Source organism: Streptomyces sp. NBC_00984 (assembly GCF_045162475.1).
In the GTDB taxonomy this organism is placed as follows: Bacteria; Actinomycetota; Actinomycetes; order Streptomycetales; family Streptomycetaceae; genus Streptomyces.
Genome location: NZ_CP108735.1, coordinates 234,913 through 252,361 on the forward strand (window position 1 = coordinate 234,913; position 17,449 = coordinate 252,361).

Below are 17,449 nucleotides of genomic sequence, written 5' to 3' on the forward strand. Positions count from 1 at the left end.
CTGATTCCGGAGGACGACAATGCAGTACCGCACACTGGGACGCACCGGTGTTCAGATAAGTTCGCTGGCGCTGGGCGCGATGAACTTCGGCGCGCTCGGCCGCACCACCCAGGACGATGTCGACCAGATCGTCGGCGCCGCCCTGGACGCCGGGATCAACCTCATCGACACCGCCGACATGTACAGCCGTGGGCAGTCGGAGGAGATGGTCGGCAAGGCGATCGCCGCGCGCCGTGATGACGTCGTGCTCGCCACGAAGGCCGCTCTGCCCATGAGCGAGGAGCGCAACCACCAGGGGGCCTCGCGTCGCTGGCTCGCCCAGGCCCTCGATGACAGCCTGCGACGGCTCGGCGTCGACCACATCGATCTCTACCAGGTCCACCGCTGGGACCCGTGGACCAGCGACGAGGAGACACTCGCGGCGCTCACCGACTTCCAGCGCGCCGGAAAGATCCGCTACTTCGGCACCTCGACGTTCCCCGCGTACCGGCTCGTGCAGGCCCAGTGGGCTGCCCGCGAGCACCGGCTGGGTCGCTATGTCACCGAGCAGCCGAACTACTCGATCCTGCAACGCGGTGCGGAAAGCGAGGTGCTGCCCCTCGCCGAGGAGTACGGCCTCGGGGTGCTCGTGTGGAGCCCGCTGGCGTCCGGCTGGCTGACCGGCGCTGTGCGCGAGGGCCGCGAGGTCACCACGAGCAGGTCCGCATTCATGCCTCAGCGCTTCGACGTCTCCGTTCCGGAGAACCGGGCCAAGATGGACGCCGTCGAGAAGCTGGCCACGCTCGCCGGCGAGTCCGGCATCACCATGATCCAGATGGCGCTCGGCTTCGTGACCGCCCACCCGGCAGTCACCAGCGCCCTGATCGGCCCCAGGACCATGGACCACCTGCACTCCCAACTGGCCGCCGCTGACACCACCCTGTCCGCAGAGATCCTCGACGCCATCGATGCCATCGTGGCACCCGGAGTGGACCTTGCTGCACAGGAGAAGAACCCGACTCCCGCGCCCTCAATCACAAATCCCGCGCTGCGACGCCGCGCTTCCTGACCCAAATCCCCTCCCTGCAGGAAGCGAGCTGTCGTCATGTCCACCTGGTCGCCGCAGACCCTCAAGACGGTTGCCTCCACCGCCGATCTGCATGTCGCCCCTACCGTGAAGACGGTGCGATGCCCGGAACCCTGATCTGGGTCTGGTCCGTCGTCGCCCACCACAGCATCTTCGTCCGCTCCGCGAACCCCAGCTCTCGCTGGTTCGCCGCCGCCATGTGTGAACGCGCCGGCATCGTCCGCGCCGCCGACTACGAAGGCCCGGCGACGTTCACCCCTGTCACCGACGAAGGCTGTCAGGGCTGGATCACTCTTGGGGTCTCACTCCCCAGGCAGCTCAGCGCCTGCATGGCCTCTCGCTCTATACGTGAAAGATCGTCGAGGACCGAGCCGGCCTGGACGAGCCACTGCGCATTGCCCGAATCGCCAGCTTTCTTGATCAGTGCTGCCGCTTCCGTCCACAGGCCGGCTGCCTCGGTGTACAGCGTGTGGCCGGTGCGCAGATGGCTGCTGTCGAGCAGATTGGCGCATTCGGCGAGGAAGTCGCGGTAGAGGTTACGGAACAGGGCGCCGCCGGTGCCGGCCTTCTCCATCAAGCGGGCAGCCTGCGGCAGGTCCCGCTGCGGGGCGTCGGTGCGCTGGAACCATGTACGCACCAGCTTGCTCGCCTTCTCAACGCCTCGGTGGCCGAGGTTGGCAATGGGCGGGTTGAGGAAGGCGTCGGCGCAGGCGGTGATGGCGGGGATGATCTGGCCCTGTGGGGAGGGCGGGTTCCTCGGTACGGTGAGGGTGAAGGAGCGGTGCTTGGCGGTCATCGGGCCGCGCGCGGCCCTGGCCTGGGCGAGGCTGGTCAGGCTGGTGGATACCGCTCCGCCTTGCTGGTCGGTGTCCACCAGGTAGGCGTTGTGGTCGTCGTAGCCGTACATGGCCAGGACGTGGCCACCGAAGTGGACCTTCGAGCCGAAGTAGTCCAGGTAGTAGCTGTCGAGCTGCAGCCCGACCGGGCGGCCGGCGTCGATGGAGGCCACCACGTTGTCCCATGCCTTGCGCGGGGAGGTGGTCTCCTTGACCAGGAGCTCCAGCCCGAGTCTGGTGGCCAGATTTCTGGTGAGGTCGAAAGGCTTGACCCGTCCCCCGAGGAAGGGGAAACCCATGTTCTTGCCGTCCCAGTAGATGAAGGACAGACCAGAGCCGAGGCCGAACAGCATGGGCTCGGACAGATCAAGTCCTTGGTGCCGCAGCAGCACCCCCAGGGCTGTCGTCTCGCAGTGCTGCGTACCGCGGGCATCGATGTCTATTATCGCGGTCATGCCATGCTCTCCTGGACGGGGATGATCAGTCGGGTCATCAGTTCTTCTTGCGGTGCCTCTGCCGGTCCGACGAGATACGCCTCGTGTACGGGTGCTTGCGGGCGTAGTCCGCGCTCGTGGATGGCGGCGAAGAGCGCGTTGTAGGCCAAAGGCAGTTGCGCGTAGGGCCCGATGTGCATGGTCTCGGCAACGAGTCCGCCGGGCAGCACCTCAAATTCCAGGCCGGGCATGCCTTCTCCCTGCGGGGTCTGCGCTCCGACGGTGATCTCCATCCGCTCTTCCAGATCCAGCGGGTACAGCCCCCACAGCGGCGGCTCCCATGCGATTCCCGTCCTACCGAGCACGGGCAGCAGTCGGCCTACGCACTCCTCGACCTTGCCTCCGATCTCCGCAGGGGTGCAGACCGCTCGCACCACTGCCAGCCGTCGCTCCGGCTCTCTGTTCACCGTCACCTCATAGCCGGGCAGACCGCCCTCGGCCAGCCGCTCCAGCATCTCCAGCCGGGCCTGGTCCCTGCTGATCCGCTCGGCCAGCCGGTCCCGCTCAGCGTGCAGGATCTGTGCCCTGCGCTCAGGCTCGGCAGTCAGCGCCTGGGCGATCACAGCCAAGGGAAGGTCCATCTCGCGGAGCAGGGCGATGGTCAGGGCATCACGCGCCTGTTCGGGTGCGTAATAGCGGTAGCCCGAGCTGACGTCTACGCGGACCGGGGCCAACAGTTCTATTTCGTCGTAGTGCCGTAGCTGTTTGACGCTGAGGCGGCACACGCGGGCGAAGCGCCCGATGGTGAGAAGTTCATCTTGCACACCGTCATGGTGGACTCTCCCACGATGGGAGAGTCCAGCACTGCCTCAACGGGCTCAAGGACGTCCTATTCGCTACCGTCATCGTTTCGGGCGTACGGGTCACACAGCGGGCACAGTCCCTTGGCAGCGACGCGGCGTATGGAGAAATCCGGACACGGCATGGTGGGCGGCCCGATGCCCGACCGCGTCGCCGCGAGCGGACGCCTGACCGTCCGGTACTCCGGCGGTCTACCGGGCTGGGTTCCCGGTCGGTGCCGCCCGGTGGAGCCGGGGGGCGAGGGTGGCCGGGCGGTCACTGGCCGTGGACGAGCTTTGCTTGCCCCCTCAGGTGTCAACTCAGCGTGCCGCTACCACTGTCGGCTTCGCGAGCGTGCAGCCCGTGGCCGACAGGTTGAGCTTGTTGCCCGTCGTGAAGCAGGCGGGGATGCCATAGGTCTCCTGGGCGTATCCGGTTCCCTGGCGGATGGTGACGGCTCCCTGCTCGTTTACCTCGCAGGGGTTGTCAAGGGTGCAGCTTTCGCCGTTCTCGTTAATGGTGTTGTTGATCGCCGTGACCTGCCCGGTCGTCGTGTCGATGACCGGGGAACCCGAGGTGCCCCCGATGACCTGGCATTCCGGGGTGTAGCGGACGGCGTCCTTCCATGTCCACTGGTCCTCCTTCAGACGGTACGCGAATCCGTCGACGGAGCAGGAGTAGACCCGCTTCCAGTAGCCGGAGACCACGTCGATCGCGTGCCCCTGCACCGGGTGGGTCGCGGACAGCGTCAGCGGCGCGATTCCCGTGGACTGCTGTATCTGGGCGTAGGTCCTGGTCAGTTGGTAGAGCGTGACGTCCGTGTCGGTCATCGTCGCGTAGACGACTTTGTTCGCCTTGAGCGTTCCGGCGGTGCCGGCCGAGGCGTTGAGCAGCGTGAAGCTGCGGGTGGAGGACTGGTTGGTGATGACCTGGCCTGCGCTCGGGAGGCCGGTTTCGAGGCAGTGGCCGTTCGTCATGACCAGTCCTGGGTCCGTCGCCTGCGAGTTCGGCATGCGGATCAGGGAGCCTGAGCAGTTACTGAGCGCCACAGTGCCGGCGAAGGAGGAGGCTGTCACCGAGGCAGGCGTACTGTCAGGGCGCACGGCGGCCGTCGCGGCAGTGGGGGTCGCTCCGCTCACGCGGTTGGGTGCTGCGGCTGCCGTGCCGGTGGTGCCTATCAAGGCGGCGGCACCGAGGGCAACGGCGGTGAGAGTGGCGAGGAGAGGCTTGCGCATGGTGGTGGTCGGTCCTCTCGGTTCGGTCCGGAAGCCCGGTGGCCCCTGGACGGTGAAGGGTGACCGCATTGTCGGCGTACAGCCAAGTTCTCCGCTACCCCGCAGCTCCGTCCTGGCTCTATTCGCTCCCTTGACAGCCACCTCACCGGGACTGTCTTCCTTGGTCATGGGCACACAACGGCCGACCGTTCCGGCGCCTTGAGTTGGCTCCGGTGCCCTAGGAGGGCTTGGTCAGGTCGGCATCGGTGTAGGTATGTCGCGGTGACAGGTGGGGCATGCGCCGGCCCAGGTGACGAGGAGCAACTGCAGCTCGCGGACGATCCGGTAAAGGGTCAGGCCGGTGCCGTGTCTTTGGGGGCGCGGGCCGGCCTCCGCAAGGTGCAGAAGGCGTGGGCGAGGGAAGCGGGGGTGACGTGGTGGTGCCGGCCATTGAAGGTGCGGCCCTCGAAGTGGGCAAGCCCCAGGGCCTGTTTCATCTCCCGGTAATCGTGCTCGATGCGCCGGCTGAGCTTGGCCAGGCGGACCAGGATGGTCAGCGGGGTGTCGGCGGGCAGGTCGGAGAGCCAGCACTGCACCGGCTCGGCCTCTTTGGCGGGCCACTCGGCCAGCAGTCGGCACTCGGCCAGTTCAACACCTTCGATGGCATCGCTGATCTAGCGTCCTGCCGGGCGGATCCGCAGGGCGACGAATCGCGCATACATGCGCTTCAAGCCGGTGCGGCCCTTGCCCGGGTGTGAGCCCTCGCACCAGAACACCGGCTTGGCCGAACCACGGCCCGCCTCGATGGCCGGCGCCTGCACGCTGAGGGCCGGGTCCGGATACCTGGCGACCGGCCGCCGTCCGATGCCGTTGTACGACGGGGTGACCGGACTGGCGGCGGCCTGGTGGGCGGTGAGCGTGATGGAAATGCCGACCACGTGGCGCAGACCGCGCGGGTTCAGGCCCAGCCGGAACGCGACCGTGTCGCCGTAGCCGACGTCCGCCGGCACCATGGCCGGCGGGACGGCCTTGAGCTGGTTCAACGCCTGGGTACGGGCCTTGACCGCTGATTCCTTGGCCAGCCGCAGTACCCGCATGTCCGCTGCGGGCCGTCCGCGCTCTTCGGCACGGTGGTGGCGCGTCCTGACAACACTGCACAGGCAGCCGCGTCCGCGTCGACCGCATCCGTCTTCCCGCGCTTGCGCCGGGTGGCACGGTCGGGCTGGTCGACTTCCACGACGCTGACGCCTTCCCGGCGCAGGGACCGCGTCAGCGCGGTTCCGTAGGATCCGGTGCACTCGACGCCGGCCCGATACAGGACGCCGAACGACCGTCCCCAGGCCAGCAGTTGGCGATGTCCAGCAGCGGTTGCCGGGAACTCCTGGTGGGCGAGCGAGGCGCCCAAGGAAGTGATGACAGCGGCGACATGGACGTCTTTGTGGGTGTCCACTCCCAGGATCACCTCCTCCACCGAGCCCGGGACTCGCTGTGCGTGCAGCGTCGGCTGGGGCATGCCGGTGACGGTCACGAGGCTCCTTGGACCGGGTCTGGTCGCTGACCCCTGTCCGGTGGGGCCCGCCGCCAGGTGACCACCGAGCCGGTGCCGCTTCGGATGATCCGCAGCAGGCACCGACCCTCCTCATCGTCCATCTCGCGCACGCGTACGGGTTCGGCCATGCCGCATATTTTGGCCCGAGCATGCCAGCTGCGAGTTGAACTCGATGGCCGTGGTCTGGAGCGCGGCCGCTGCGGCCGGTCGGATCCTCAATCCCGATGCCTGTCGGCCGGTGTCTTCAGCAGGCGGTTCAGCTCGCCTCCGGCCTCGTCGTACCCGGCGTCGGCGATCCGTTGCAGCTCGCGCAAGTCGCCGGTCGAGGCCGCGCGTCGAGTGAGCAGAAACCCAGCACGCATGGATCCCTCGTCCAACAGCTCGCTCAGCTCCCCGAGATCGCCGGCTGCGTCGGCGAGGTCGGCCAGCCGGTCCAAAGCGGTCTCGTTACCCTCGCCGGCCAGCTCGCGCAGGGTCTCCCGATCGAAATTCGTGTTCGTCATGACACCATGCTGCAACCCTGCCCCAGGGGAAGGGTCAAGTGGAACGATGGCCGGGTGATCACCATCGGGCAGCCGGCCAGGTACGTCGGCGTGTCGATCAAGACCATCCGCGTCTATCACGACAAGAGGCTGCTCCCCGAGCCCGACCGCGATGCGTCCGGCTACCGGCGGTACGGCGCGAACGACACCATCGACCTGATCAAGATCCGGACGCTCGCCGAAGCAGGCGTCCCCTGGCCCGTATCCGGGACCTCACATCAGCAGCCAACGACGAGTTCCAGCAGGCGCTGCGCAAGATCGACGACGAGCTCACCGACCGCATTCACAGGGCACGGTCAACGCCTCGTCCCCAGCATGGCAGCGACTCGACACGCTCGTCCGCGCACAACTGGATGCGTGACTCGACTGGATGCGTGACTCGACGCTGGGGACGCACGGTCCCGGCTGCGCGCGGAAGATCAGTCAGCGCGCGCCGCGAACTACAGGGCGAACGTTGCCAGACGGGGGCACCAGCCCGCCAAGGGCCATGGCGATCACCTCCACCATCAGGGCCACGATGGCCTCGCCCATCTCGTCGCCACTCCAGTATTCCGTCTTGCTAAGTACCGGTAGTCAGCGTTACTGTGTACTGGTAGTCAACAGCACTGAATAGCTCAGGGCGGAGGTGTTCCATGGCCAAGCTGCTGACGGAGATGCTCAAGGGCACGCTGGAGGGCATCGTTCTCGCGTCCCTCTCCGGCCGGGCCGCCCACGGCTACGAGATCACGGCGTGGCTGCGGGAGCAGGGTTTCTCCGACATCGCCGAAGGGACCATCTACGCGCTGCTCCTCCGGCTCGAGAAGCGCGGTCTCGTCGACGTGGAGAAGGTCCCCTCCGAGAAGGGGCCGCCACGCAAGGTGCACTCCCTCAACGCTCAGGGACGGGAGTACCTCGAAGAGTTCTGGAGGACGTGGAGCTTCCTCACGGAACGACTGGAACAGCTCCACGAGGGAGTCAAGTAACCATGTCCGATTCCGAAAAGACCGGCTTCATCTCGAAGGTGATCGGGCCCAAGAAGCGCTGGAGGGCCTACAAGGCGCGCGTCAAGGAGCTTCCCGAGAACTACCGCACGGCGGTCGAAGCGATCGAGCGGCACCTGATGCACTACGTGCCGACCGACGGCGACAGCAATGCGTCGATGTTCGAAGACCTCGCCGACCTGTTCGAACAGGCCGCGGCGCACGGATCGCCGATCCGCGAGATCGTCGGGGAGGACCCGGTGGAGTTCGTCGACGCGTTCGCCCAGAACTACTCGGAGGGTGGCTACGTCCCCGCCCGTGCGCGGAAGCAGCTGACCGACACCATCGCGCGCGCCGAGGAAGACGAGGAAGATGTGCCCCGATGACCGCACGCACGGCCTCCGAACCGGCGGTCCGCGTGCAGGGCCTTGAGCAGTCCCACAAACAGAAGAGCGAGAAGCTGCGCGTGCTGCGCGGCGTGGACTTCGGCACGCAGCGACAGCTGCTGCGCGCCGGGCCCGGCTCGTCAGCCTCGTCCCTCCGCGGACGCTCACCAAGGTCAACGCGGAGCTGAGCAAGTCAGGGGATACTCCGATTGACCTCATTGAGCTCAAGCAGGAGCTCGACGAGGTCACCGTCCCGTCGACGACCCCGATGCCAAGGTGCAGGTGTTCTGCGAGTGGCACCGCCACAGCGCCGCACGCCAGCCCGGAGGGCCTGCGGCCATGCCAAAGGCAGTCAGTTGCCTGATCCGGCCTTCGACGTCCGACGGCAGCATTCGCCTCGGCCAGGCGGCCCGCGGGGCGGGCGTGCTCGGGGCCGCGTGCGGTGATCTGACGGTCGGCATCGCCGCAGGCGCCGCCGTCAACCCCGGCCCCGGGCAGGTGCGCAACACGCTCCATGTGTCCGGGACCCCAGAAGAGACCGAGGGCACCGCCGAGATCCGCGCCCGCACCCGGCGAGGCGACATCGACATCCGCCGCGCCCAGGCCTGACCCCCAGAAAAACCGTTCCCAATTCACTCACTCCCCCCAGCCACTTCAGCCTTCGAACGGGAGGGCACCATGCCTTCATCTGTCATGCCCACATCCAGGCAGGGCGGCGTTCGCCCGTCGCCGGCCGCCATCTCCGCCGTCGGTCTGCGCAGGTCGTTCGGCGACAAGACCGTGCTCGACGGCATCGATCTGCACATTCCGGCCGGGTCCGTGTTCGCGCTGCTCGGGCCCAACGGCGCCGGCAAGACCACCGCTGTCAAGATTCTCTCCACCCTCATCACCGCTGACGCCGGTGAGTTGCATGTCGGTGGCCATGACCTGGCCACCGATGCGCAGGCGGTGCGGGCAGTGATCGGCGTCACCGGGCAGTTCTCCGCCGTCGACGGCCTGATCACCGGCGAAGAGAACATGCTCCTGATGGCGGACCTGCACCACCTCTCCCGCAGTGAAGGCCGCCGCACCGCCGCCGAACTCCTTGAGCGCTTCGACTTGGTCGATGCCGCGAAGAAGCCCGCCTCCACCTACTCCGGCGGCATGAAGCGCCGCCTCGACCTCGCCATGACCCTGGTCGGCAACCCGCGGATCATCTTCCTCGACGAACCCACCACCGGCCTCGACCCCCGCAGCCGTCACAACATGTGGGGCATCATCCGCGAACTCGTCTCCGACGGCGTCACCGTCTTCCTCACCACCCAGTACCTGGACGAGGCTGACGAGCTCGCCGACCGCATCGCCGTGCTCAACGACGGCAAGATCGCAGCCGAAGGGACCGCCGAGGAGCTCAAGCGGCTCATCCCCGGCGGCCACGTCCGGCTCCGCTTCACCGACCCGGCAACGTACCGGTCGGCCGCCTCCGCTCTGCGCGAGGTCACCCGGGACGACGAGGCGCTGGCGCTGCAGATCCCCAGCGACGGCAGCCAGCGCGAGCTGCGCTCCATCCTCGACTGGCTCGACTCAGAGGGCATCGAGGCGGACGAGCTGACCGTGCACACCCCCGACCTCGACGATGTCTTCTTCGACCTGACCGGCCCGGCCAACGTCCTCAGCCAGACCAAGGAGAACATCCGATGAGTTCCCTCTCCCTCGCCGTACGCGACTCGAACACGATGCTGCGCCGCAATCTGCTGCACGCGTGGCGCTACCCGTCCGGAACCCTGAACCTGCTGCTCGCGCCGATCATGCTGCTGCTGCTCTTCGTCTACATCTTCGGCGACGTGATGAGCGCGGGCATCGGTGGCGGCGGCGCCGATCGCTCCGACTACATCGCCTATATCGTTCCGGGCATTCTGATGATGACCATCGGCTCCACCGTGATCGGGGCCGCGGTGCACGTCTCCATGGACATGAACGAGGGCCTCATCGCCCGCTTCCGTACGATGAAGATCTACCGCGGCTCCATGATGATCGGACACGTCGTCGGCAGCGTGCTGCAGTGCCTCGCCAGCGTGGTCCTCGTCGGTGCCGTCGCCGTGGCCATCGGCTTCCGCTCCACCGACGCCACGGCCCTGGAGTGGCTGGCCGCGTTCGGGCTGCTCGCGCTGTTCGCCCTGGCACTCACCTGGATCGCGGTCGGGATGGGCATGGCCAGCCCGAACGCCGAGGCGGCCGCCAACAGTGCCCAGCCGCTGATCCTCCTGCCGCTCATCTCCAGCGCCTTCATCCCGGCCGACACGATGCCGGGCTGGTTCCAGCCCATCGCCGAATACCAGCCCTTCACCCCCGCCATCGAAACCCTGCGCGGCCTGCTGCTCGGCACCGAGATCGGCAACAACGGCTGGATCGCACTCGCCTGGTGCGCCGGCCTGATCGCGCTCGGCTACCGCTGGTCGATGGCGCAGTTCGACCGCGACCCGAAATAAGACCGACCGGCAATTGGGGGGTGGGGGAAGGAGCGGGGCTGGGTGCGTGCGGCTGCAAGGCGGAGGATTGAGGCAGATGGGGTCTCCCCTGCTCGAACGCAGCTGAGAGCTTGGGGAAGGAGCCATGGTGATTGACGACAACGCCGCAGACGCGCGCACCCAGCCCCGCGACGCCGCCCCCCAATCGCCGGTCGGTCTAAGCCTCGATCCACCGACGCGGTTTTGAAGTGGTCTCCGACTCTGCTGCGTAATTCGTCAGGCGGAGAGTTGGTAGCTGAGTCGTTCGAGCCTGCTGTGGCGGGCGCGGTCGAGTGGCCCGGTGGTCCAATGGGCGTCGAGCCGGATCACGTTGAGCGCGGTGGCGGAGAAGGCGTGTTGGAGGCGGACTTTCGGTAGGCCGCGGTAGCGGGCCCGGCGGATGCCGGTGATGTCGAGGGCCTGGTTGATGGTGCCCTCGACGCCGGCCCGGAGGGCGTATTTGTTCTTCCAGGTGTCGGTCTTCTGCTCGGCGCGGGCCCTGGCGAGGTTGTCGTGGAGTTCTTCAGGCCTGAGGGTGAGCATGCGACGGCCGGTCTTCGAGGTGGTGCACTGCTTCTGGAAGGGGCAGTTGCGGCAGGTCAGGACGCTGAAGGTGACCACGATGGCGTCTGTGCCGTGTTGCTGGACGGGGTTCCAGTGGGAGCTGATCCTCCCGGCGGGGCAGCGGACCTGGCGGGTCTTCCAGTTGATGGTGAAGGCGTTCTTGTCGAAGCCTTCGGCCGCCTTGGCCTGCGCGGAGTGGTCCAGAAGGACCGGAGTGACCATGCGGATACCGTCCTGCGTGGCCTTGGTGATCAGGTCGGCCGACGGGTAGCCGGAGTCGAGGTAGTGCTCGGCCGGTTTCACGCCGTGCTCCGCGAGGCTCTGCTGGATGGGAGCGGTCGCCTTCACGTCGGGCACGGTCGCGTCGGTGGTGTGTACGTCGGTGATCAGATTCGGCATCCTCCCGGACCCGGACCCGGACCCGGCGTCGGCGTCGGCGTCGGCGTCGGCGTCGGCGTTGGCGTTGGCGTTGGGGAGTGTGCCGCACGTTTCGGTGAGGTGGATCTTGTAGCCCATCCAGAACAGGTCATCGCCCTTGGCCGCCCAGCGTGCGTCCGCGTCGTAGGGGGAGGCCAGGCGGAGTTGACCGGGCGGGACGCCGTCGTCGGCGTCCCGCTTCCTGATCACCTGCCGTCCCCGGGCATCGGACCGGATGATGTAGGTCTGCACCAGGACCTGCCGCAGCAGATGCACCGCCTCGACCTCATGGATCCACACCGGGGCGTCCTCGGCCCAGGCCGCCCGGCACAGGGCGAGGGCGTCCTGGCCGAAGACCTGGGCGAGGCGGTCGCGTTTGGCCTGTGAGGACGGCATCCGCCAGCCGTCGGTCCTCGGTCCGTACCGCTCGGCGAACTCCGGCACGTCGATCTGTCCGGCCAGCCAGATCGGCGCCGCGACCGCCAGAGCCTCCAGCGCCGCCCGCACGCTCTCCCCGGCCAGCTCCAGCCGGTTCAAGTCCCGCACCGCACTGATCACATGGGTGGAATCGGTGCGCTGCTTGCCCCCGGCCACCACCAGCCCGGCGTCCTTGCAGTGCTCAAGGAGCCGGTCGAAGACCACCCGCTCCATGCCGTTGTCCGCGAGCCGGGCCCGGAACCTGGACAACACGCTGGCATCGAAGCCGGTGTCCGTCAGCTCCGCCCCAAGCGCGTACTTCCAGTCGATGGCCCGCACCCCCATCGGCACAGCGAAGGCCTGCGGCCGGCGTTCGCCGCAGCCGACGCCAATCCGCGCAGCTACTTCGCGTTGCCCGAGGCTACCGAGCTCTTCGATGCTGAGGAGGCCTATCTCGTGCGCTCGGGCGCAGCCGGCGCCCGCCTGCTGTGGTGCGACTACGCGACCAAGGAGGTCCGGGAAGTCGCAGTGGGCTTCGATGCTTGCCTTGCAGGCTGGAGGGCCGTGCGCGATGCGATCGGGCAGGATGGCAGGGCTGTTATAAAGTCCCGGTGATCAGGCAGACTGGCTGGTCAGGCGATACCCAAGAGGTCGAGCGGGCGGGTGAAGGGTTCGTAGGAGGCGTGGCGGAGGCCGGCAGCGATGTTGCGGTATCCGTGCTGCCGCAGCGTGTTGATCGCCAAGTTGCGGAGGGTCGCCATGTTCTCGGGTCCGTGGCCGATGTGGATCCTCGAGGCGTCCTCGCCGAAGGTGCTGTCGCGGACGAAGTGCAGCCGGTTCTCGATGATCCACTGTGACCTGGCGAGCTGGCCCAGTCGCTGGGGTGAGGCTTCTTGCGAACTCAAGTCGGTGATCGCGTAGACGGTCTGGCGGCTGACTGTGCCGGATTTGAGGTCGGTGCGGTGTCGCAGGATGCGTACGGCTTGGACGGCGTGGGGGAAGTCCAGGCCGAGACCGGTGACGGTGAGAGCCCTGGTCACGCGGGTCTCCCGCCGACCGTGGCCGATCTCGCGGTCGTAGCGGCGGGCGGTGACGTCCTTCCACGGCAGTGACCGCAGTCGGCGGTGCAACTCAGGTTGGTTGGCCTTGACCACGAGCAGGTAGTGGGCCTTCTTCTCCTCCACCAGGAAGCGCGCGTGGGCGCGCTGGGTGTGCAGGGCGTCAGCGGTGACGGTGACCCCGGCCAGGTCGTGGCGAGCCAGCAGAGCCGCGAAGCAGGTGATCTCATTGGTCTTGTCGGGGACCCGCAGTTGGGTGACGGTCCGACCATCTGCGGTCATCGCGGCCAGCAGGTGGGCGGCGGGCGATGTGCCGTGCCGGGAACCGCGGGCGGCCTTGCCATCCACGGCCACCGAGTCCGCACCACCGGGATCAGCGCCGGTCAGCTCGGCCAGACCGCCGGGACAGACCAGGTTGACGACCCGTCGGATCGTTGCCGCACTGGGCCCGATGCGCAGCCCTAACGCGCCCGCCACCCGAGCGCCCAGCCGGGCCAGGGCCTGCTGCGGAGCATTCGCAGACCACTGGCCGATCGCCGCATACGAGCGCGCGCCGGCGACCACCGCCGAGGCGGCAACCAGCAACACCGCCACGAACGGGTGACGCACACCGCGTCGCCGACGCGGATCGGGCAGCACCCGCAAACGTTCCGCCAGCGAGAGCTTTGCTACATCCTCCAGAGCGGGCGACTTGACGAGACAGACGGTGGCAGACTGACGGCACATCGAAGCTCCAGCGGTGCAAGGCGACTTGGGAAGGTCACCTCGTTCAACTGGAGCTTCGATGCATACGTGACGGGCCGCCCCGGACTCTCCAGGCCGCTCTGGCCTGGAGAGTCATGTGATCACCGGGACTTTGAAACGCCCCTGCCCCCTCCGACCGCCTCTCGGCAACCTGCCATTTCCCGGTTCTGCCGGTTATAGGAAGGCCACGCTTCCCGGGCCGCAAACCCGGGGCCGAGGAGGCTCTCTCCAGTTCCCAGAACAACCTTCCAACCATTCCACGCCCCTTACGCCGGGAGGTTCTTCAACGACCGCTCCAGGTCCGAGATCGTCTTCCGTGGCCTTCGCCAAACAAGCACAGGCTCGGCTCCTCCTTGGCCCGCCCCAAGCGGAGCGGGGGTTAAATGACGACGCTGCAGGCTTCACTTCATGTTGCGGACTGGTCGGTTGCACGCCCCCGGAGAGCGCTTGTCACTCCACTTCGACGCCACCATTTCGAGCGACGCCGGGAGTCAGCTACCGGGGACCCTGGCGTCTCCCCGAACCGGACTCACACCGGCTGGCTGTCCTGAGCTTGACGTCCGGTTACATCCCCACATCCCTTCTGAGCTGCGATGACGCCCGGACTGCTGGACGTACGCTTGTCCTTTATCTACCAAGATCTTCCGGGCTTGCCGATGGCCTTGAGGGTCTCGGGGCGTTTGACGGTTTTGCCAACGTCGTAGCGGGGTGCCCGGTGTTTGTTCTTGGCGCCGGGTGGCCGTCCGGGGCCGGCGCCTCGGGGTTTGGGAACACGGGTCGGGCAGGCGAGAGGCTGTCGCACGGATCCTGCCCGGTGAAAGTCAAGAGCGATTCGTTGTTCGGTTCCGAGGATCAGGAAGACGTCGGATTCTTGGCCGGTGGAGCGGAACTTCTTGTCGTGCGACCGTGAACGTGATCTTGAGATGTCGCGGGATGTACGGGAGTGGCTGCCGCCCGAGCACCTGTGCTGGAAGGTGCTCGACGTCGTCGATTGTCTTGATCTATCGGAGTTCGAGAACAGCTACCGTGACGACGGGCGGGGCGGGGTGGCCTACTCTCCCGCAAGCCTGATTGCGTTGCTCCTGTACTGCTACAGCAAGGGAGTGCGCTCCTCCCGTCGCATCGAGCAGGCTTGCTGGGACGACGTGGGCTGCCGAATCATCACAGCGAACCGCCGAGTGGACCACTCCACCGTCGCGCGGTTCGTACGACGCCACCGTGCCGCCTTGAACTCGCTGTTCGTCCAGGTGTTGTCGCTGTGTGGCCGACGTGGCCTGGTTGATCTTTCGGCGGTGGCCGTGGACGGCTCACCGATGGAGGCGAATGCCTCACGCGACGCCAACCAGCGGCTCCAGCGCCTGGAGGGGACCATCTCCCAATGCGAGAAAGAGATCCACACGCTGATGGAGGATGCAGTCGACCACGCGCTGAGCGTCGAAGCCGACGGCTCGGCAGTACAGGGCGATGGCGAGGACCCGGGCGATGACTGGCCTCGTCTGTCCCGGCTGTGCGACCGGCTCACCCGCGCACACACGGCCAGGGACAGACTGCATGAACGGGCTATGCCTTCACCTACCGAGATCCGGATCAAGGTCGAAGCCGCCGAGCGGATGGTGGCCCGCGCGGAGAAGCGCCTGGCCACCGAGACCGAGGCTCACCAGGAGAAGCTGAAGAAGTATGAGTTCCGTGTCCGAGAGGACCGGGCGGCAGGACGTCGTGGAGCGAACGGACGGCCGCCGGTCCCGATGGAGCACAAGACCGTCCTCGTTCGCCAGCGAACACGACTGGTGAAGATGCGGGCCTGGCTGGAGCGGGCCCACGCACCCCGACCGGCCCCCTCCCCGGCGTCCCGTGCCTGCCTGAGCGATCCCGACTCTCGACTGATTCCCGGCAAACGCGGTGGCTACCTGCAGGGATACAACATCCAGATCGTGTGCGCCCGCCGTCAACTCTTGCTGGCCATCGAAGCGCACGACAATCCCTCGGACAGGACGGCCCTCGTTCCGATGGTGAAGAAGACCCAGCACAATCACCAGGCCACACGGCTTCCCGGCGACATCCAACTCTGGCTCGCTGACAGCGGGTACGCTTCCGCCGCGTCCTTCGAGGCCCTCGCCGATCTCCCGTTACTGGTCTCGGTCACCAGCGATGCCGACCAGGCAGGCTTTCCCGCGAAACGTCAGCAGGCCCCTGCCGGCCAGCAGGACATGGCGGCCCGCCTCGCCACCCCAACAGGACAGACCCAGTACCGTCAACGAAGTGCCCTGGTCGAGCCGGGATTCGCCCAGATCTTCCAACGATTCGGACGACACCTCAACTACCGCGGCCGCCACGCGGTGGACGCCGAGATCAAGCTCCTCGGCACGGTGCACAACCTCAACAAGCTCATTAATCACACGCCCAAGAATCGCTCTTGACTTTCACCGGGCAGGATCCGTGCGACAGCCTCGCGAGGTGAGCGCGGATGTTCCTGAACCCCCGGCGGACCCGGGCCGGGGTGAGCCGGTTGGAGGTAGCGGGTTTCTCCCAGGGCCAGCGGAGGTCCGCGGCGAGCGGCCGGGCGAGCCGGAGCTGGGTGTGAGCGACGATCAGGATCCAGGTCCAGCGGTCCGCCGCCTCGGGAGTACGGAGTTTCGGAGTGGTCCAGCCCAGGGTCTGCTTCGCGAAGCGAAAGGTGTGCTCCAGATCGAAGCGGCGGAGAAATGCCTGCCAGAAGCGGTCCACGTCGTCCGGGGTGGCGCCGGTCTTGGAGCACCATAACCACACCGGCGGGGCATCCCGGTCCTTCGACAGATGCTCGACCTTCAGCCGGATCAACGTCCCCTCGACCAATGGCAGTTCGCCGTCGTGGTCGAGCCATGAGGAGCGGTGGGTGAGCCTTGGGTGGACCCGGTCCCATACCTGGGTCTCGGCCTTGCCGTAGTTGGTGGTGTCGGTGACCGTGGTGATCGCGGGCTCGGGCCAGGTCTCCGGCTTGGTGAAGCGGAATTCCGGGCCGTGCTTGGGCGGCCGGCCGCCCTTCGGGTCGTAGACCCGCGGCGGTTTCGGCAGACGCATCACGCGGTCGGAGCGGACCCGGCCGACCAGCTCGACCGGCAGGTCGCGCAGGACCCAGGCCAGGCGGGTGACGTCGTAGCCGGCATCGCTGACGATCACGATATGCGGATCCCCGGCCTGCCACTGGCCCGCGGCAATGAGCCGCTCGACGACACCCCTCAACTGGGCGGCGGTGATCGCGGTCGCGTCGTCCGCCGGGCCGAGCCGCACCGCGTCCAGGATCGCAGTCCAGGACGTGGCGCCCGGCTCCAGCACGGCCACGAAGGAATACGGCCAGCCCGGAATGAACTGCGATGCCGTCTTCGCCCGGCCGTAGACGTGGCAGAACAGGCGCTCCGCCGAGCACGGCGCGTCCGAGCGAAGCCACGGCGACACATCGACCGCCAGGACCAGGCGCCCGCCGTCGAAACGCGGCAGCGACAGCCCGGCCAGTGCCGCCCGCAGCCGACCGACGTCGAGCCGGCCGTGGTTCAGCCCGCCGTACATCGCTCCGTGCCCACGACGATGCTCGGGCAGCAGCGTCAAGTCCACCGGGGACTTCACAGCACCGTCCGCACACAGCACCGCGTCCGCCAGCTCGAACAACTCGTCACGCCGAGCGGTCAGACACTCGTAGAACTCTCCCCGGAAGCGTGACGCTTCCGCGAACGCTTCCCCCCCCGTTATGTTTTTCGCGGTCCTGCAAGAGGGCCGCTGGCCTCCGGGCCCGGCATGACTGTGTCCCCCTGTCGAACGGATGACCTGGGGGGTGGTGTCACCGGGCCCGGGAGGTGCCGTCGGAGACGCTGATGAGAGGTCCGGCCGCTGCCCGGTCCGGCGCAATGCCGGACAGCTCGCGGGCAGCAGGTCTGCATAACGTGGATGCGCGCGTACGACACCA

Annotated in this window: 15 protein-coding genes and 4 pseudogenes; 10 read left to right on the plus strand and 9 right to left on the minus strand. The window is 67.4% G+C overall.

The window, feature by feature from the left end; all coding sequences use genetic code 11:
- Positions 1 to 19 precede the first annotated feature (19 nt).
- On the plus strand, positions 20 to 1,048 hold the full coding sequence (locus OG520_RS40855; protein WP_331748024.1) for an aldo/keto reductase: 1,029 nt from the start codon (positions 20 to 22) through the stop codon (positions 1,046 to 1,048).
- Between the two features lie 119 nt (positions 1,049 to 1,167).
- A pseudogene (locus tag OG520_RS40860) lies at positions 1,168 to 1,287 on the plus strand (DUF2255 domain-containing protein); the annotation flags it as partial.
- 56 nt (positions 1,288 to 1,343) lie between these two features.
- Here OG520_RS40860 and OG520_RS40865 read toward each other — a convergent pair.
- The 5 genes and pseudogenes from OG520_RS40865 to OG520_RS40885 form a co-directional block, all read right to left on the minus strand.
- Positions 1,344 to 2,357, minus strand: a complete 1,014-nt coding sequence (locus tag OG520_RS40865; protein ID WP_331748026.1) for a BtrH N-terminal domain-containing protein — start codon at positions 2,355 to 2,357, stop codon at positions 1,344 to 1,346.
- A complete protein-coding gene (locus tag OG520_RS40870) occupies positions 2,354 to 3,160 on the minus strand; it encodes a GyrI-like domain-containing protein (RefSeq protein ID WP_331748028.1) in 807 nt (268 codons plus the stop codon). Before OG520_RS40870 ends, OG520_RS40865 begins: the two co-directional genes overlap by 4 nt.
- A gap of 336 nt (positions 3,161 to 3,496) precedes the next feature.
- Positions 3,497 to 4,411, minus strand: coding sequence for a serine protease (locus tag OG520_RS40875; RefSeq protein ID WP_331748030.1), 915 nt, complete (start codon positions 4,409 to 4,411; stop codon positions 3,497 to 3,499).
- A 332-nt stretch (positions 4,412 to 4,743) separates the two neighbouring features.
- Positions 4,744 to 5,918: pseudogene (locus OG520_RS40880) on the minus strand (transposase).
- A gap of 236 nt (positions 5,919 to 6,154) precedes the next feature.
- A complete protein-coding gene (locus OG520_RS40885) occupies positions 6,155 to 6,442 on the minus strand; it encodes a hypothetical protein (protein ID WP_331748032.1) in 288 nt (95 codons plus the stop codon).
- Positions 6,443 to 6,448: 6 nt separating this feature from the next.
- Between OG520_RS40885 and OG520_RS40890 the strand changes: the two genes are divergently transcribed.
- The 7 genes from OG520_RS40890 (at position 6,449) to OG520_RS40920 (ending at position 10,294) form a co-directional block, all read left to right on the plus strand.
- On the plus strand, positions 6,449 to 6,859 hold the full coding sequence (locus tag OG520_RS40890) for a MerR family transcriptional regulator (RefSeq protein ID WP_406016725.1): 411 nt from the start codon (positions 6,449 to 6,451) through the stop codon (positions 6,857 to 6,859).
- A 254-nt stretch (positions 6,860 to 7,113) separates the two neighbouring features.
- The gene (locus OG520_RS40895) at positions 7,114 to 7,443 is read left to right on the plus strand and encodes a PadR family transcriptional regulator (protein ID WP_331748034.1); all 330 of its coding nucleotides are present in this window, start codon (positions 7,114 to 7,116) and stop codon (positions 7,441 to 7,443) included.
- Between the two features lie 2 nt (positions 7,444 to 7,445).
- Positions 7,446 to 7,826, plus strand: coding sequence for a DUF1048 domain-containing protein (locus OG520_RS40900; protein ID WP_331748036.1), 381 nt, complete (start codon positions 7,446 to 7,448; stop codon positions 7,824 to 7,826).
- On the plus strand, positions 7,823 to 8,014 hold the full coding sequence (locus OG520_RS40905; protein WP_331748038.1) for a hypothetical protein: 192 nt from the start codon (positions 7,823 to 7,825) through the stop codon (positions 8,012 to 8,014). Before OG520_RS40900 ends, OG520_RS40905 begins: the two co-directional genes overlap by 4 nt.
- A gap of 151 nt (positions 8,015 to 8,165) precedes the next feature.
- Positions 8,166 to 8,435 (plus strand): hypothetical protein, encoded by a 270-nt coding sequence (locus tag OG520_RS40910; RefSeq protein ID WP_331748040.1) that lies wholly within the window; start codon positions 8,166 to 8,168, stop codon positions 8,433 to 8,435.
- Positions 8,436 to 8,519: 84 nt separating this feature from the next.
- Positions 8,520 to 9,506 carry an ATP-binding cassette domain-containing protein gene (locus OG520_RS40915; protein WP_331749514.1) on the plus strand — a complete coding sequence of 329 codons (987 nt, stop codon included), beginning with the start codon at positions 8,520 to 8,522 and terminating at the stop codon, positions 9,504 to 9,506.
- Positions 9,503 to 10,294 carry an ABC transporter permease gene (locus tag OG520_RS40920; RefSeq protein ID WP_331748042.1) on the plus strand — a complete coding sequence of 264 codons (792 nt, stop codon included), beginning with the start codon at positions 9,503 to 9,505 and terminating at the stop codon, positions 10,292 to 10,294. The genes OG520_RS40915 and OG520_RS40920 overlap by 4 nt, the downstream gene beginning before the upstream one ends.
- A 255-nt stretch (positions 10,295 to 10,549) precedes the next feature.
- Here OG520_RS40920 and OG520_RS40925 read toward each other — a convergent pair whose 3' ends face one another.
- The 3 genes and pseudogenes from OG520_RS40925 to OG520_RS40935 form a co-directional block, all read right to left on the minus strand.
- Positions 10,550 to 12,055, minus strand: a complete 1,506-nt coding sequence (locus tag OG520_RS40925; RefSeq protein ID WP_331748044.1) for a transposase — start codon at positions 12,053 to 12,055, stop codon at positions 10,550 to 10,552.
- Between the two features lie 287 nt (positions 12,056 to 12,342).
- Positions 12,343 to 13,494 (minus strand): ISAs1 family transposase, encoded by a 1,152-nt coding sequence (locus tag OG520_RS40930; protein ID WP_331748048.1) that lies wholly within the window; start codon positions 13,492 to 13,494, stop codon positions 12,343 to 12,345.
- Positions 13,495 to 14,143: 649 nt separating this feature from the next.
- Positions 14,144 to 14,305 (minus strand): annotated as a pseudogene (locus OG520_RS40935) (transposase); the annotation flags it as partial.
- A gap of 85 nt (positions 14,306 to 14,390) precedes the next feature.
- On the opposite strand from OG520_RS40935, the gene OG520_RS40940 reads away from it, so the two are divergent.
- A complete protein-coding gene (locus OG520_RS40940) occupies positions 14,391 to 15,929 on the plus strand; it encodes a transposase (RefSeq protein ID WP_406016726.1) in 1,539 nt (512 codons plus the stop codon).
- Between the two features lies 1 nt (position 15,930).
- On the opposite strand, the pseudogene OG520_RS40945 reads toward OG520_RS40940, so the two are convergent.
- Positions 15,931 to 17,235: pseudogene (locus OG520_RS40945) on the minus strand (NF041680 family putative transposase); the annotation flags it as partial.
- Positions 17,236 to 17,449 lie beyond the last annotated feature (214 nt).

What these genes read in the sequence shown, in the direction of transcription:
- OG520_RS40855 (WP_331748024.1), top strand. Translation starts at nt 20, where the DNA reads ATGCAGTACCGCACACTGGGACGCACCGGTGTTCAGATAAGTTCGCTG.
- OG520_RS40865 (WP_331748026.1), bottom strand. Translation starts at nt 2,357, where the DNA reads ATGACCGCGATAATAGACATCGATGCCCGCGGTACGCAGCACTGCGAG.
- OG520_RS40875 (WP_331748030.1), bottom strand. Translation starts at nt 4,411, where the DNA reads ATGCGCAAGCCTCTCCTCGCCACTCTCACCGCCGTTGCCCTCGGTGCC.
- OG520_RS40885 (WP_331748032.1), bottom strand. Translation starts at nt 6,442, where the DNA reads ATGACGAACACGAATTTCGATCGGGAGACCCTGCGCGAGCTGGCCGGC.
- OG520_RS40890 (WP_406016725.1), top strand. Translation starts at nt 6,449, where the DNA reads ATGCTGCAACCCTGCCCCAGGGGAAGGGTCAAGTGGAACGATGGCCGG.
- OG520_RS40895 (WP_331748034.1), top strand. Translation starts at nt 7,114, where the DNA reads ATGGCCAAGCTGCTGACGGAGATGCTCAAGGGCACGCTGGAGGGCATC.
- OG520_RS40900 (WP_331748036.1), top strand. Translation starts at nt 7,446, where the DNA reads ATGTCCGATTCCGAAAAGACCGGCTTCATCTCGAAGGTGATCGGGCCC.
- OG520_RS40905 (WP_331748038.1), top strand. Translation starts at nt 7,823, where the DNA reads ATGACCGCACGCACGGCCTCCGAACCGGCGGTCCGCGTGCAGGGCCTT.
- OG520_RS40910 (WP_331748040.1), top strand. Translation starts at nt 8,166, where the DNA reads ATGCCAAAGGCAGTCAGTTGCCTGATCCGGCCTTCGACGTCCGACGGC.
- OG520_RS40915 (WP_331749514.1), top strand. Translation starts at nt 8,520, where the DNA reads ATGCCCACATCCAGGCAGGGCGGCGTTCGCCCGTCGCCGGCCGCCATC.
- OG520_RS40920 (WP_331748042.1), top strand. Translation starts at nt 9,503, where the DNA reads ATGAGTTCCCTCTCCCTCGCCGTACGCGACTCGAACACGATGCTGCGC.
- OG520_RS40925 (WP_331748044.1), bottom strand. Translation starts at nt 12,055, where the DNA reads ATGGGGGTGCGGGCCATCGACTGGAAGTACGCGCTTGGGGCGGAGCTG.
- OG520_RS40930 (WP_331748048.1), bottom strand. Translation starts at nt 13,494, where the DNA reads ATGTGCCGTCAGTCTGCCACCGTCTGTCTCGTCAAGTCGCCCGCTCTG.